The sequence below is a fragment of the Chryseobacterium sp. L12 genome (assembly GCF_056133985.1).
On sequence record NZ_JBVYOF010000001.1, the window covers coordinates 368,680 to 384,029 of the forward strand.

The window sequence follows — 15,350 nt, forward strand, 5'->3', positions numbered from 1 at the left end:
TGTAAAATATATATTAATGATTTATTGTATGGCAAAAATTACAATGTACTGAAAATTAATAAAACCAGATGCTTCATTTTTAATAAATTGTGAGATGTTTTTCAAGGTATTAATTAATAAACATGTTAATATCATTAAAGACTGCAAATCACAGAATTAGATTCAGTTTTAGAGCATTGTTTTGAAAAGAAAATGCCTTAGATATAATAAAAATCCGCCTCACAATTGTAAGGCGGATTTCATAAATATTTTATCAGTCAGCACTATTTTTTTTCGACGATAGTATCTTTACGGCAACGGTAGTGACTACTGCTGCTGCAAAAATCTTTAGCAGAAAGTTCTTTCTATCGTGTTTCCATTCGGCTCCCCAACCACGTTCGGCAAAAATGTTTGGTAAATGACCTTTTTTTAAGTCGTCAATAATTCCTTCCAATGCACCCACACGGTCTGCCAGTACAAGAGGTAGCCATCTTCCGTAGCTGGATTCACTATATTTAAAGGCAAATTTTCTAATTTCTCCATTGAGACCTTTTGGTGGTGATGCAGTTCCGAAAGCAGCGGTTAGATTGGGGCGCTCTACGGACTTCAGAATCTCAACATTTTCAGATTGCTGTTCGGGTCTTTCCCAGGCATATCCTTCGTGTTCTTCATCAGTACGTTTTTTCATAGGGTAGACGGGATCATTTTCAGGATCGGCATCAATTCCCCAACCTTTTATATGACTGTAATCTGTCTCTTCACTTTTTTTAAAATCGGAGGGTTTTGTTTCGTCTGTAAGCATGTTGTTCAATTTTTAGTTAAAGTTTATTAAGCCGTTGGCGGAATAAGCACGGTCTTTATGCAGCCATCAAGTTTGCGTGAAAATATATGATAGGCTTCTGCTACTTCTTCCAGTGGAACCCTGTGAGTAATGATTTGCTTAGGGTCAAGAATACCGTTTTTTACATGCTCAATAAGCTTTGGCAGATTACGTTTCACAGCTGCTTGGTTAGCCCGGATCGTAATACCCTTATTTACTACGTTTCCTATCGGAACCAAAGCGTCTGTAGGACCGTAAACGCCTACAATAGAAACAATGCCGCCTTTCTTTACAGAATTAATTGCCCAATGAAGCGCCGTTGTAGAACCACCCTGTAAAAGTAACTTTGTTCCCAAAACTGTATTCATCAAATTTCCTTTTGCTTCACAGCCCACGGCATCTATGCAAACATCAGCACCCAAAGAATCCGTTTGTGTTTTTATAAAAACTACCGGATCGCCGATACTGTTAAAATTATACGCTTCACATTGGGCATATTTTGCTACGAAATCAAGTCTATATTCCAGATGATCGATGACAATTACTCTTCCTGCGCCAAAAAGCCATGAACATTTGGCGGCCATAATACCAATCGGTCCTGCACCGAAAATTACTACCGTATCTCCTTTTTGAATACCTGCCATTTCTGCTGCCTGATAGCCAGTAGGTACAACATCAGTAAGAAGTACTGCGTCATCGGGATCCATCCAGTCAGGAATTACGGTTGGGCCTACATCTGCGTAGGGAACACGTGCATATTCTGCCTGTCCGCCCTGATAGCCTCCTGCCGTGTGGGAATAACCAAAAATGCCGCCTACTGCTGTTGCCATTGGATTAGATTCATGACAGTTGCCATAAAGTTCCTGTTTACAAAAAGCACACTTACCACATGAAATGTTGAAAGGTACCATAACCTTGTCGCCTACTTTCAGTTTTTCTACTGACGAGCCAACTTCAACCACTTCTCCGATGAATTCATGTCCAAAGATAGTGCCTGTACGTGTATCAGGAACAAGCCCATGATAAAGATGGAGATCTGATCCGCAAATGCATGATCTTAATACCCGCACAATGGCATCTTCAGGATGTTCTATTTGAGGTTCGGGCACGCTACGGTCTGCGCGAACGCGGAAAGGTCCGCGGAAATTCATTGCTAACATATAATATTTTTATTTGGTGATGTTGTATATAAAGCAAAACAAATACCGATATAAAAAGGTTTAATACAATACATGCTTTTTTCTATAAAATAAACTGGAATTTGGAAGTCAATATAAAAGGTGTTTCTTTGTAATAGAAGCTAACACACATTAATTTATTTTGGTCAGAGTTTTTTTACTTTTTTTATCAATCATAGCAGGAATTTTAATTAAATATTTGAATTTCAATACCTTAAATATACTAATTTTTATGCTTTTTGTATCATGAATTTATTTATTCTTATCCCGAACTCATGTTAAATAAGATTATAAATTTTAGTTTTATCAAATAAAGATTTCTGATTTAATATCGTAATATTATTTTGAAATTCCAGCAAGACTGAAAGACTTTCCTTATGAATTTTTCGCTCTAAGGTTTCGGGATCGGGAATGTCCCAAAGTCCACTGTGATGCCAATTGCTCGGAAAATCCCAATCAGGACGGTCTATTATTGGATAAATGCAGCAACCGTATAATGGTAACCGCTTTTAAGAATGGTTAAGCATTCTTCTGTAATCATTTTCAGCCAATCGTATCTGTCATCTTCAGGAATGCTGGTTTCCGACAATACAATTGGTTTTTTGTAATTAATAAATACTTCTTCAATTAATGAATGAAGACTTCGCCAGTATGGGTTAGCCGGTGTTTCGTTCCACGGAATAAATTGATGGACTGGAAATGTCCACTGATTATTAAAATAAAAATTAACTCCAATAATATCCAGGTACTCTGGTTTTCCTCTCAGTTCAGGACATATTCTTCCTGTCAGAATCTCTAAAACCTGGAATTGTTCCTGATTTTTTTCGTTTGCTTTCAGCACTGAGATTAAATTTGACGGATCTTGCGAAGCAATATTAATTAAAGGCTCCGTTGTCATAATTTTAACTGTAGGATCTACTTCTTTCATCATCTCTATTCCTTCAATATAGGCTTTCATTAGCATATACTTCACTTCCCAACCTTGATTAACGCAGTAGGGACTTGTGCCATTGGCTTCACCACCCAGCCACGAAAGAAAACTGACCTCATTAATGGGCGTGATAATTAATTCGCCTTCAGGAACTAAACTTCGATATTTAATGACAAAAGCCCTGCACAAATGTGAGAATCTTCTGGCAAACATCGGATGCAAAGGGGTCAAATCGTCCGGAAAACCAAAATGGCAAATATCCCAAATAATCTGGATGCCGTTATTTTTGGAAGCGGCAATGATCTCTTCAACTTGTGTCCAATCATACTTGAATGGCATCTTTTCTATAAAACTCCATCGTATTCCTTCCCGAACCGTTTTAATATCAATCTTAGAAAGTCTTTGGTAGTCTTCGTGTATGAAACGGTTGTGACCTGTCAGTTCAATAAGGTCAATACGTTCACCAAAAGCATTTTGATGATCCGCACATTCAAAACCGCCCATAAGAAAGGATTGAAAAGGATTTCTAAAGTTGGTAGAATTACTGCTGTGCTGCATCTTCTTCTTTGATGATCTTTCGGAATAATGCCAATGATTGTGCTACAACCTGATCCATATTGTAGTATTTATAAGTTCCCAACCGACCTGTGAAATAAACATTCTCTGTTTCATCAGCCAATTTTTTGTACTGATTATAAATTTCTTGATTTTCTTTTCTTGGAATTGGGTAATAAGGATCACCATCCGCAGTCGGATATTCGTAAACAATAGCTGTTTTGTGATGTTTTTGTCCGGTCAGATGTTTGAACTCCGTTATTCTTGTGTAAAGATTGGATGTGGGATAATTGATGGTTCCGGTTTGCTGATAACCTTCCTGATCCAGAGTTTCAAATTTAAAATCAATTGATCGGTAAGGCAATTTCCCAAACCGATAATCAAAATAACCATCGATTGGTCCTGTATAGATCAGCTTTTTATGAGGTATAATATCCACAATGTCTTTATAGTTTGTATTCAACATAATGTGAATATTCTCGTGCAAAAGCATTGTTTGAAACATTTCAGTATAGCCGTTTTTTGGCATCGCCTGCAAAGAATCAGTAAAATAGCGGTCATCACTGTTAGTCCTTGTCGGAACTCGGGCGGTAACCGAAGCATCCAATTCTGAAGGATCCAGGTCCCATTGTTTTTTGGTGTAACCACGGAAGAATTTTTCATAAAGTTCTTTTCCGACAACATTCAGGACGACATCTTCTGAAGTCAAAACAGGTTTGCGTAATTCTGCTTTTGAAGCTAAGAAATCTACAACCTCATCAGACGTGAGATTTTTTCCGTAGAGCTTATTGATTGTTGTGAGATTGATCGGAATCGGGACGAGCTGTCCGTCAACACTTCCTAAAACCCGGTGTTCATACGGGCGCCATTCTGTGAATTTGCTTAGATATTTAAAGACATCTTCGGAATTAGTATGGAAAATATGCGGTCCGTACTTATGGATCAGTATGCCTTCTTTGTTATAATAATCGTACGCATTCCCTGCGATGTGATTCCTTTTGTCAACAATCAGAATCTTTTTTCCTTCGTTAGCTAATCTTTCTGCCAAGACCGAACCCGCAAAACCACAGCCAATAATTAGAAAATCATACATATATTCCGTTGTTTTTTTTAACATTGTTAATTAAATGATTCATTTTTTCAAATGTGCTATCCCAGGATTCATTCGCAAGAAAAAGGTCGACTTTTTTCATCCAATCTTTACGTGATGTTTTAGCCAATTCTTCCTCTCCGTAATTAATGAAAGTTTCAGCATCTTTGGCAATGTAAACCAGATTTTCTTCCCCGTATGGTTTTACAACATCTTTTATCGGGGTTGAGATCACAGGAAGTCCCGCTGCGAGATATTCTGGTGTTTTTGTAGGACTAATGAACTCGGTAGATTCATTGATGGCAAACATTATCATAGCAATATCCCATTGGCTGATATAATCTGGAAGCTGTCCGTATTTTTTTGATCCTAGATAATGAATGTTTTCTGCTCTCGGAAGATCGTTGGCATCAATTTTCACAACCGGACCAATGATCACAAATTGCCAGTCTGGTTTTTTTGTAGAAATTTCCCTTAACAATTCGATGTCGAACCTCTCATCAATGACGCCAAAAAAACCAAACCTGGGATTGGCAATGTGCTTCTGGTCGTCAGGATCTTCCGTATAATATCTTGCTGCTTTGAAATGCTGTTTGTCTATACTGCTTGGAAAAGGATGGATGTTGTGGTGGCGGTTTTTCTTTGCCTGATAAAGGGTATGACCTCCGGTAAACACCACATCAGCTTTTTTGAACAGTTTCTCTTCCAGATCCAGCAATTGAGGCGGTGCAAAACGGAATGCAGAAAGCTCGTCCATAGAGTCATAGATAGTTACTTGGGGTTTAAGATGTGACGTGTATTCCAAAGCCATAGGTGTGTAATACCAACACAAATATGTTTTAATGTTGTGATCTGTAAGAACTTGGCTAACCAGCTTTTCCAGGCGTAGATTAATATTGTCTCCTTCCTCGTTGAGAAAGATTTTAATTATCGAAACGCCATCCTGAAGATCTATTTCGTAAAAATCCGAATTTGCTTTTCTTGGTTCTTCAAAATAAAAAACCCGATTTTTCTTGGCAAATCTTGTTAACAGATGTTGAGGGCGCTGGTACACGAAATCCCAGTGTAAATGGCTGAAACATATAATATTTTGCATAAGTTTGGTCACAAATTGAAATGGAAAATTTTTCCAGCTCTACTAAAAGAAATATGATCTGATTGAATGATGAGCAGTTGTGATTTGTAAAGCTAGACTTAATAAAATAATATGGATATGATTTAAGTCATAACACATATAGTGCAGTCTGTTTTTACAAATTGGTTGCATATAGACAGGATTAATAATCTGTTGTTTGCACAATCATCAAAAATCAAGAGCAGTGTGTAACCTGTCAGAACAGTTACGGTAATTTAGTATCATTTTTGATAATGTTAATTAAATCTGAATAATCACCGTAGTATAAAGATATATGACAGAAAAAAAATTGAAACTCAGACAGCAAGCATTTGCATTAACGATCTGTACACTTACATTTATGGTTGTTTACAATTTTTCTACCTGGTATGCTGTTTCTTTAGATCAGGTTCCGTCATTTACTTTTTATTTTGAAAGGTTCATTCCTTTTGTGCCTCTGTCGATTATTCCTTATATGGCAAGCGGTTTGTTTTTCTGTGTTGTATTTTTTTCTTGTAAAAGTACATACCAGCTTAAAATATTAACATGGCGCATGCTATTTGTAACTTTTGTAGCAGGAATATTTTTTATAGCGTTGCCATTGCAATTTTCGTATGCGAAACCAGAGGTATCTAACCGCATTTTACAGCTGCCTTTTTCTTTCTTAAAGGCATTTGACTCCCCCTTTAACCAATCACCATCACTACATATTGCTTTTGCATTTATATTTTGGACGGTATTTAAAAATCTGTCCAAATGGCGAATTCACCTTATGATCTGGTTGATTCTTTTGGGAATTTCAACTCTGACTACCTATCAGCATCATTTTATTGATATTTTAACAGGTTCAATTCTTGCCCACATCAGTTTTATCGTTATTCCTTACAGAAAGAACGATCCTAAGTACAGAAATTTATATTTGGCAAATTATTACTTTCTATCCGGATGGATATTTTTTTCTGCTGCTTTATTGCTACAGTATTTTGTTGGTAAGGAAGGTCTTATCCTTTTTGTGCCTTCATTGGCAAGTATGATTCTTGGTTATTATTGTCAGCTTAATAAAAATTTTTTATTAAGGTATGTTTTAACAATACAACAGAAATACTTGTTATGGATTGATAGGAAGGAATCTGAAGTAATAAAATAAATGATTGATGAAGAAATTCCGATAAGTAGAAGTATAGTCAAAACTTTGGAAGTATTACCACAATAGTAAACATTTTCTTCAATTAAGCATTACGTAAAAGGTGTTGCTTAAAAGTGTACTTTTCCATTCAGCAAATTTAAAATAATGATGTTCTGTCGAGTTCGATCCAGACAGGTGCATGGTCACTGATTTTTTCCCAGCCACGAACTTCCTTATCAACACCTCCTCTGAGCAGGCTTGATTTCAAATAAGGACTCAACAAAATATGGTCAAGTCTGATTCCTGCATTTCTGTCGTAAGCTTTGTACAGATAGTCCCAAAATGTATAGATCGTTTCATCGGGAAATAAGGTACGGATAGAATCTGTCCACCCATTTTTCATAAGCTGGCTGTAAGCTTTTCTGACTTCCGGTTGAAAAAGTGCATCATCTTTCCATCGTTCAGGTTTATAAACATCTTTTTCAGTCGGAATAATATTAAAATCACCTATCAGAATGGCAGGAAGATCCATATCAAATAAATTGTTTTGTTCTTTTTTGTAAACGCTTGATCCATTCCATTTTGTATTCAAACTTTGGTCCCGGAAAAGGATTTCCATTCGGTAAGTAGAGACAGCAGATCACCATCTGGTCAATAATCGCTTCAAGATAGCGGCTTTGGGTATCGTCTGTATTACCAGGAAGTGAACGCTGAACTTCTGTCATATCAAGATCTTTAGACAGGATTGCTATTCCATTCCATTGCTTCTGACCATGCCATATTGCCTGATAGCCTGCCTGGTTAATTTCAGCAACAGGGAATTTTTCCTGTGACGCCTTTAATTCCTGAAGACATACGATATCGGGCTTTGCATTTCTCAGCCACTTTAGAAGCACGGGTAAACGGCTGTTGATGCCGTTCACATTGTATGTTGCTATTTTCATCAGTATGATCTGTATTTAAATTTTCTTTAAAGCTGAAGCTTTATGAACAGCACTTTTGCCCGTCTTTTCACTGATCACCTCATATTGCGGACTGTCATGAGAAGCTCTTCTCTGCCTGTTCATAAAAATAAAATCGCTGGTATGAATTTTTGTGATGATTCCATGGGTCTCTCCATAACGAAATTTCCATTTGACCTTATCTCCTTTTTCCAACATTATTTTTTATTTTACCGGTTTTCGATACTATCTGATCAACCGATATAAGACAAAAACCATACCTTATAAAAAGATTCTTTTTACTTTGAATAGAAGGATTAAGCTTGACGATAAAATCAATTGAGATATTTAAATGACGAAGAATATCATCCTATATCAGATCTAACTTCATGAAAAAGTTTTAACCCATAAAGTCAATAGTTTTGTACAGAAAAGAATTAGAAATAAAAAAACCGACAAAGAAGTAAAAAAACTTCAAATGTCGGTCTTGTGACCTCGACAGGATTCAAACCTGTAACCTTCTGAGCCGTAATCAGATGCGCTATTCAGTTGCGCCACGAGGCCGTTCCTTTCTCCTTGTTTAAAGGTTTGCAAATATAGCACTTTTTTCTTTTCTTTGAAAGATGAAAGCAAGATTTTTAATGCTCATTGCAATTTTTATTTTAATTGCCTGTAAGAGAGAAACAAAAAATATAAATACAAAAGCTGTTTCCATATCCAAATTAGTCAAATTTAAAGAAGAAGCAGATTTTTTACAATTATCATCAGGGAATTTTAATTATTCCATCAAAAAAGACCAGCTGCCATTTAAAAAAATTATTTTGCTAAATGCAAGTATGGCAGGGTATGTCACAGAACTGAATGCTGAAAATCTGATTACCGGAATTTCAAGTCCCGAATATATTTATTCAGAAAAGATTAGAAAACTTATTCAGCAGGAAAAAATACAGAATGTAGGAAGCGAACAAAAATATGATATTGAGAGAATCATTTCGCTGAAGCCGGATGCTGTTTTCACCAACTATGTCGCTAATTTTGAAAATGCCTATGAAGTTTTGAAAAACAATGGTATTCATGTGATTTTTTTAGATGAATTCAACGAAGAGAAACCATTGGAAAAAGCTGCGTATATTAAAGTTTTTGGAAAACTTTTGGATAAAGAGCAATTGGCTGATACAAAGTTTAAAGAAATAGAAAAAAACTACAATAACCTGAAAAAACTGGCACAAACTTCTAATTCAAAGCCAAAAGTTTTAGCTAACGAAATGTATGGTGATGTTTGGTATCTCCCGGGAGGAAAAACTTCTTTTGCCAATTTTATTTCTGATGCCAATGCGGAATATATTTTAAAAAATAATTCTGATACAAAAGCTGTAACAATGAGTTTTGAAGAAGTGTATATCAAATCAAAAAATATTCAGTTCTGGCTAAATGTTGGTAATCATCATTCAAAAAAAGAATTATTGTCAATCAATCCGTTTTATGCGCAGCTGGATGTTTTCAATCAGGGAAAAATATACAGTGTTTCGGGAAAGGAAAAACAAAAAGCCAACGATTTTTTTGAACAGGGAATTGTGCGCTGCGACTGGGTATTGAAGGATTACATTAAAATCCTTCACCCCGAACTTTTACCCGATGATAAAATTACTTATTTACATGAATTAAAGTAACTCGCAGTATTTTTATATTTTTGCATCAAGTTTATGCTTATGTGGAAAAAGATAAAACAATTTATTTTTATAATTCTTTTGCTGAATGTGGTTTTTATCGTTTGGGGAAGATTTTTTAATCCTCCAATTACCATTACACAGATCGGCGGCATTATAAAGTACGGAAAATTGCAGCGTGATTATATTTCCTATGATGAAATGGGAAATAATGTGAAAAAAGCGGTCATTGCCTCGGAAGACCAGAAATTTTTTATGCATAATGGCTTTGATTATACAGCGATTGAAAAAGCCATGAAATACAATGAAAAAGGTAAAAAAATCAGAGGCGGAAGCACAATTTCTCAGCAGACCGCTAAAAATGTATTTCTTTGGCAGGGTAGAAGCTGGATCAGGAAAGGACTGGAAGCAATTTATACTTTCATAATAGAAAAAGTCTGGAGTAAAGATATAATTCTTGAGCGTTATCTCAATTCTATAGAAATGGGACAAGGAGTTTTTGGAGTGGAAGCCGCAGCACAGTATTACTTCGGCAAATCCTCAAAAGATCTCAATACATCTGAAGCAGCGTGGATTGCAGCCGTTCTGCCCAATCCTAAAAAGTACGATCCCAAAAATCCGTCTGCGTATCTTAGAAAAAAACACAGCTGGATTATGAGACAAATGAGAAATGTGAGCCTGAAATAGTATCTTTGTACTAATGAAATTTTTTAGTTCAAATACGGGGAACTTTAAATCTGTTCTTAAAAAGTATTTTTCTTTTAAGAACGAAACTGCTTCTTTAGAACCTTTAGCCGATTTTTTGGAAGCAATAAAGAAGGCTGACTTTACGGATGTTCTCAATTTTTTTAAACAAAACCAACATTTTGCAGATAACTTCAACTACTATCTATACAGAGTTTTTTCTGAAAGACCTTTTAATCTTTCATTGACGGAGGCAAGTATTTTATCTGAAAATGCTTTTTTTCCCGAACTCAAAAAGAGAATTCTTAATAAAGTTTTACCTCCTGTAGAAAATGAAAATACGGTTTGGTATCTTATTGACAATGTAAGCTTCAGACCAAAGCAGGATTTGGAATATTTTCATAATCTGCCGGAAAATGAAGTCGATGAAATGATGCAGATTCTTGGAATTTCCGATTTTATTCAGAGTTCTAAGGTGAAAAATGAACTGATATTTTCTATGAACATTCTTTCCTGGAGGGTGACCGGGATGGCTCTTGAAGTGGAAGTGGTGAGAATGGCTCCCGAATACCGAAATTTTGATAATCCCTTTTTGGCACTGCAAAATGAGCTGGAATCATTACGGGAAGAGTTTGAAGAAGATTCTGCTATACAGCTTCATTCCAAAGACAGCAGATATAAACAGATTAAAATTTATCTGCAGCAATGTCAGGATTTTGTAGGAATTGCATTTAAAAATTCTTCGAAATACGGAATTTCCGGTAAAATAAATCAGTCTTTGCTTAAAATCCGCCAACAGACCAAACGGATTTCTGAGATTCTTAATTTACTAGTTATAGACAACGAAAGAGATATTATCGTAAAATCAAAACAGTTGATTTTTAATATTTTAAAATATAAATCTTCAAAAAATAATATTTCTGATCTTTTTAATGACAGTACCAGATTGCTTTCTCATCTGATTACCAATCATACTGCAGAAGCAGGAACGCATTACATTACTTCCAATAGGTATCAGTACGTTAAGATGTTTTATAAAGCAAGTGGCGGCGGAATTATCGTAGGTGCACTCTGTGTATTGAAAATGCTGTACGGCTTTATGCCCGGAAGCGACTTTTTTCATGCATTTTTGTACTCGCTCAATTATGCAATGGGATTTGTGATGATTTATCTTATGGGTTATACTTTGGCTACCAAACAGCCTGCAATGACAGCGGCAACAATGACAAAAGTATTGTCTGAACAGGAAAAATCAAACAGTAATTATACAGAATTTGCAGATCTGGTGTCTAAACTCTTCAGAAGTCAGTTTATAGCTTTTGTTGGAAATGTTTTGCTGGCTTTTCCGGTTGCTGTTGCGATTATTTACGGGCTGGATGTATTTTTCTCACAAAATCTTGCCGTTGAAAGATCAGATAAGCTTTTAAGAGATTTAGATCCTTTTAAATCGAAAGCAATTCTGCATGCTTGTATTGCTGGTTTTTATCTTTTCATTTCCGGCATTATTTCAGGAAATATTGGGAATAATTCGGTTTTCTTTCAGATTCCGCAAAGGATTGCTAAAAATCAGTCAGTTAAAAGGTTATTCGGAGACCGGTTTGCTCAGAGTTTATCAAGATATTATGCTAAGAACTGGCCCGGAATAATTTCTAATTTTTGGTTTGGGGTTTTTCTTGGAGCAACAGCGCCTATAGGGCTTTTTTTCGGGTTAGATCTGGATATCCGTCACATTACTTTTGCCGCAGGGAATTTTGCTTTAGGCTTGTACGGAAAAGATTTTACCATAGATTCTTACACATTCTGGATTTCTCTGATTACTGTTTTTCTTATAGGATTTTTCAATTTCCTGGTGAGTTTTAGCTTATCTATGTTTTTAGCGTTTCGTTCAAGAAAAATGAATCTTGGTGAGGTGCGGGAGATTTACCGCGCTATTTTCAAGTATTTTCTGAGACATCCGCTGAAGTTTTTCCTGCCCATCCGTTCTAATTTTGATTCTAAAGTGACGGCAATGGTCAGAAGCAAAAGTTCTATAAAACCAGAAGGTCAGTAAATTTGTCTTCACCAAATTGATCCTGAAATTTTTTCAGGTAAAAGCTTTTACGCATTTTAAAATCATTTTTCAGTAGAGGTGAGTTGATTCTGATCTGAATAATTTTATTGTCCAGATTTACACTCTCAATTTCCTGAAATAGAGATTCGTCCAAATAGTCTTCCAGATAATCTTTAATTTCAAAAGCAACCAGTTTATCTTCAAATCCATAAATTCTGGCAAAAGATTTCACCAGTTCTGAAGATTGAAATTCACGTTTTTTATTTCGTTTCATGATGAGATATGGGTTTCGGGATTCGCATATTCGAGGTTTAAATAGGTTTTGAGTTTAAGATTTGTTTTCATTCCAATTTTCTTTCACCCATTTTTTGTAATTGTTAATTTTTCCACCTAACAAATCATATTGATGTTTCAAAACTTCAAATTCCGTAGAAAACTCAGGATATAAAACCATAATTTTTTCTAAATGATTGATTGTTTCATCATTACTTGCATGACTGAATACAAGAAATCTGTAATATTCATTTTTATAAATTGAACGTCCGTAACCTTCAACAATATTAGTAACAACTGAATCAGCAGACCTTCTCAATTGACTTCCTAATTCGTATAATTCAAATTTAGGAAGAAGAAAAGATGCTTTATGAACCTTTGGAAATAAATCAAAAGCCATTTTATAAATATCTAAATTTCTATAACTCATTGTATTTGTGTTTTTATAAAATTAAAAAAGAAATTTCAAACTCGTATACAAAATACCTATCCCAAAACCCGTATCCCAATTTCAAAACCCCGGATTCAGAATCCCGCACCTCGAATCCCGCATCTAAATCACACCTCAAAAATTATACTTTCCTCATTAATTTTTTTTACCACACTTTCTGTACGTTCTCGGTGAGTATCTGTAATGAAGATCTGCCCGAAGTTTTCCTGATTTACGAGTTTTATCAACTGCGCAACACGGGTATCATCTAATTTGTCAAAAATATCATCTAACAGAAGAATAGGAGTTTTCGCGGTAAGTTCTTTTACCAGACTCATCTGTGCTAGTTTTAATGAAATTAAAAATGATTTCTGTTGTCCCTGTGAACCTATTTTTTTGATCAGAACCGAATCCATATCAAACAAAAGATCATCTTTATGAATACCTTTCGAAGTGTAGGTAAGCATTCTGTCGCGATCCAGACTTTCTTTCAGTAAATTTTCAAATGAATCTTCCAGTAAGTGAGATTCATAAACAACAGATACGCTTTCTTTTCCGCCTGATATTATTTCATAAAAACTCTGTACAATCGGATTGAGTTTTTCAACAAAACTTTTTCTCTTCTTATAAATCTGAGTTCCGGATTTGGTGATGGGATCGTCATAAATTTCTAAAGAATCTTTGTCCCATGTCCTGTTTTTGGCGAAATATTTTAGCAAAGCATTTCTCTGCTGAATGGTTTTCTGATATTGTATTAACCCAAAAAGATACTCAGAATCGGTTTGTGAAATCATGGCATCCAGAAATTTTCTTCTGCTTTCTCCCGAATCTGAGATGAGGTTTGAGTCATAAGGCGAAATCATTACACTCGGCAGATAGCCAATATGATCTGCTAAACGATCATACGTTTTATCATTTTTTTTGATGATTTTCTTGGCTTCTTTCGGTTGGGAAATTTTAATAATATCCTCAGAATCATCATTTTGAATTTCTGCGTTGATGGAGAAAAAATCTTCATCTTTTTTGATGTTATTAAGGTCTGTATTTCCCAAAAAACTTTTCCCTACAGAAAGATAATGCAGAGCATCCAGTATATTGGTTTTTCCCACACCGTTGTTTCCCACAAAACAGTTGATTTGCGGAGAAAGATCAAACGTTTTTTCTGAATGATTTTTGAAATTGTAAAGGGAGAGCTTTTTGATGATCATAATCCCAAAAGTTTTTTCAGTTTTTCAGGATTTTGACGATTATCCCAAAAGGAAATGATATAAATGACTGATTCTGATTGTCTGTAAACAAGACTGTAGTTTCCTAGATGTAAAATTCTAAATGGTTTTATACTACCAAGTTTACCCATCAAAGGATTTATTTTTAAAAGATCTAAATTTTTATATATTTCTGTATTGATTTTTTTTGAATAGCTATTGCTTTTATTTCGGTGATTCCAATATTCAAAAACCTTATTTCTTTGTGAGATTGCGATGTTTGACCAAATGATTATTATCTCATCCATTCTTCATCAAGTTTTCTAAGTTCTTCATCGGTAGTCACTCTTCTATATTTAATATCCTCTTCTCCGATCATAAGAAGTTCTTTCTGAGATTCAGAAAAAATATATTCATCTTCATCTTTTGCTTTTACAGATTCTAATAAATCGTTTACAGCTTTCAAAACACCTATGTTTTTAGTAGAAAAAATTTTTTCCATCAACTGGCTTCTCAATATTTCAATATTTTCCATCTCTCAAAATTTTAAGTAAAGATAAATAATCCAAAATAAAAACGGCAAACCGCAGCAGGTTTCAACTCCGAAAGAAAAATAAGCATCATCCCGTTTGCTTTCAGAAAAGTAAATTAGAATAAAAGTAATGATTGCAGTTAGAAATATACTTAGTCCGTATTGAAATTTCAGATAAAAAAGAGATAAAAGGACAGATATAAAAACCAAAAGGTAAGCGAGGTATTTGGTGTTTTGTACCCCAATGAGTTTAGGAAAAGTCTGAATAGTATCGTTTTCCATATCTCTGATGTCAAAAGGTAAAACCATAGCTGTAATAAAAAAGAAGCTGATAAGAAATACAGGAATATTAAATTCTGGCAGCGTAAGCCAGCAATTCACCAATCCCCAAACCAATCCGACATAAAATACTTTCAGTAAGGGGATTTTCCGAATGTATGTTTCAAGAAAAAAACTGTTGTAAAGCAAGCCTAAAATCACAATAATAAACCATTTTAGCAATCGTATTTCATTATGATTAAAAATAATTAAAACAGCTGATACGATTCCCGCAAAAATGTTAAGAACAAGAATTTTGTAAAAATGCTTTGTTTTTTGATATTTGGTGTAAAGATAGCCGCTGAAATAGGTGATAAATATTAAAAGTACCGAAGGAAAACGGAATGTATTTTGCTCCAGCATGAAAAAAACCGCAAAAAAAGTTCCCATTAAAGAGACGTATAATTGGCTATCTATAACGGTTTTTTTCAGTACTTTTAAGCAATTCATTTAGTAA

General features: G+C 34.9%; 18 protein-coding genes and 1 tRNA gene. 4 read left to right on the top strand and 15 right to left on the bottom strand.

The features are described 5' to 3' along the window. Nucleotides 1-253: 253 nt before the first annotated feature. From AC0NBN_RS01785 to AC0NBN_RS01805, 5 genes are all read right to left on the bottom strand, one after another. On the bottom strand, nt 254-781 hold the full coding sequence (locus AC0NBN_RS01785; RefSeq protein ID WP_160811798.1) for a hypothetical protein: 528 nt from the start codon (nt 779-781) through the stop codon (nt 254-256). A 26-nt stretch (nt 782-807) separates the two neighbouring features. Beyond that, nucleotides 808-1,908, bottom strand: coding sequence for a zinc-dependent alcohol dehydrogenase (locus AC0NBN_RS01790; protein WP_474466715.1), 1,101 nt, complete (start codon nt 1,906-1,908; stop codon nt 808-810). A gap of 538 nt (nt 1,909-2,446) precedes the next feature. Then, the gene (locus AC0NBN_RS01795; RefSeq protein WP_160811797.1) at nt 2,447-3,466 is read right to left on the bottom strand and encodes an amine oxidase; all 1,020 of its coding nucleotides are present in this window, start codon (nt 3,464-3,466) and stop codon (nt 2,447-2,449) included. Beyond that, nucleotides 3,450-4,580 (bottom strand): UDP-galactopyranose mutase, encoded by a 1,131-nt coding sequence (gene glf / locus AC0NBN_RS01800; RefSeq protein ID WP_474466720.1) that lies wholly within the window; start codon nt 4,578-4,580, stop codon nt 3,450-3,452. The genes AC0NBN_RS01795 and glf overlap by 17 nt, the downstream gene beginning before the upstream one ends. Further along, nucleotides 4,549-5,649, bottom strand: coding sequence for a glycosyltransferase (locus tag AC0NBN_RS01805; RefSeq protein WP_160811796.1), 1,101 nt, complete (start codon nt 5,647-5,649; stop codon nt 4,549-4,551). Before AC0NBN_RS01805 ends, glf begins: the two co-directional genes overlap by 32 nt. Nucleotides 5,650-5,962: 313 nt before the next feature. Between AC0NBN_RS01805 and AC0NBN_RS01810 the strand changes: the two genes are divergently transcribed. Next, complete coding sequence (locus AC0NBN_RS01810) at nt 5,963-6,814, top strand: phosphatase PAP2 family protein (RefSeq protein ID WP_160811795.1); 852 nt, start codon at nt 5,963-5,965, stop codon at nt 6,812-6,814. A 136-nt stretch (nt 6,815-6,950) separates the two neighbouring features. Here the strand turns inward: AC0NBN_RS01810 and AC0NBN_RS01815 are convergent, their stop codons facing one another. From AC0NBN_RS01815 to AC0NBN_RS01830, 4 genes are all read right to left on the bottom strand, one after another. Then, entirely contained in the window at nt 6,951-7,325 is a 375-nt protein-coding gene (locus AC0NBN_RS01815; RefSeq protein ID WP_474466727.1) for an exodeoxyribonuclease III, read from the bottom strand. 1 nt (nt 7,326) lies between these two features. Then, nucleotides 7,327-7,737: an exodeoxyribonuclease III gene (locus AC0NBN_RS01820; protein ID WP_474466731.1), complete on the bottom strand. Its 411-nt coding sequence runs from the start codon at nt 7,735-7,737 to the stop codon at nt 7,327-7,329. Between the two features lie 15 nt (nt 7,738-7,752). Next, on the bottom strand, nt 7,753-7,953 hold the full coding sequence (locus AC0NBN_RS01825; RefSeq protein WP_160811794.1) for a hypervirulence associated TUDOR domain-containing protein: 201 nt from the start codon (nt 7,951-7,953) through the stop codon (nt 7,753-7,755). Between the two features lie 271 nt (nt 7,954-8,224). Beyond that, nucleotides 8,225-8,298, bottom strand: a tRNA-Arg gene (locus AC0NBN_RS01830). Between the two features lie 59 nt (nt 8,299-8,357). Here AC0NBN_RS01830 and AC0NBN_RS01835 point away from each other — a divergent pair. Genes AC0NBN_RS01835 through AC0NBN_RS01845 form a run of 3 tightly spaced genes read left to right on the top strand, consistent with a single transcriptional unit; the run spans nt 8,358 to nt 12,135 of the window. Continuing rightward, entirely contained in the window at nt 8,358-9,404 is a 1,047-nt protein-coding gene (locus AC0NBN_RS01835; protein WP_160811793.1) for an ABC transporter substrate-binding protein, read from the top strand. 39 nt (nt 9,405-9,443) lie between these two features. Then, the gene (gene mtgA / locus AC0NBN_RS01840; protein ID WP_160811792.1) at nt 9,444-10,088 is read left to right on the top strand and encodes a monofunctional biosynthetic peptidoglycan transglycosylase; all 645 of its coding nucleotides are present in this window, start codon (nt 9,444-9,446) and stop codon (nt 10,086-10,088) included. A 13-nt stretch (nt 10,089-10,101) separates the two neighbouring features. Next, nucleotides 10,102-12,135: a site-specific recombinase gene (locus AC0NBN_RS01845; protein ID WP_160811791.1), complete on the top strand. Its 2,034-nt coding sequence runs from the start codon at nt 10,102-10,104 to the stop codon at nt 12,133-12,135. Here AC0NBN_RS01845 and AC0NBN_RS01850 read toward each other — a convergent pair. From AC0NBN_RS01850 to AC0NBN_RS01875, 6 genes are all read right to left on the bottom strand, one after another. After that, nucleotides 12,113-12,409, bottom strand: coding sequence for a hypothetical protein (locus tag AC0NBN_RS01850; protein ID WP_143883898.1), 297 nt, complete (start codon nt 12,407-12,409; stop codon nt 12,113-12,115). The two genes, AC0NBN_RS01845 and AC0NBN_RS01850, sit on opposite strands and share 23 nt — an antisense overlap. A 54-nt stretch (nt 12,410-12,463) precedes the next feature. Continuing rightward, nucleotides 12,464-12,838, bottom strand: coding sequence for a four helix bundle protein (locus tag AC0NBN_RS01855; RefSeq protein ID WP_160811790.1), 375 nt, complete (start codon nt 12,836-12,838; stop codon nt 12,464-12,466). A gap of 128 nt (nt 12,839-12,966) precedes the next feature. Beyond that, the gene (gene recF / locus AC0NBN_RS01860; RefSeq protein ID WP_160811789.1) at nt 12,967-14,046 is read right to left on the bottom strand and encodes a DNA replication/repair protein RecF; all 1,080 of its coding nucleotides are present in this window, start codon (nt 14,044-14,046) and stop codon (nt 12,967-12,969) included. Continuing rightward, complete coding sequence (locus tag AC0NBN_RS01865; protein WP_160811788.1) at nt 14,043-14,351, bottom strand: type II toxin-antitoxin system RelE/ParE family toxin; 309 nt, start codon at nt 14,349-14,351, stop codon at nt 14,043-14,045. The genes recF and AC0NBN_RS01865 overlap by 4 nt, the downstream gene beginning before the upstream one ends. Next, nucleotides 14,339-14,578, bottom strand: coding sequence for a hypothetical protein (locus AC0NBN_RS01870; protein ID WP_160811787.1), 240 nt, complete (start codon nt 14,576-14,578; stop codon nt 14,339-14,341). Before AC0NBN_RS01870 ends, AC0NBN_RS01865 begins: the two co-directional genes overlap by 13 nt. A gap of 3 nt (nt 14,579-14,581) precedes the next feature. After that, nucleotides 14,582-15,343: a UbiA prenyltransferase family protein gene (locus AC0NBN_RS01875; protein WP_160811786.1), complete on the bottom strand. Its 762-nt coding sequence runs from the start codon at nt 15,341-15,343 to the stop codon at nt 14,582-14,584. Nucleotides 15,344-15,350 lie beyond the last annotated feature (7 nt).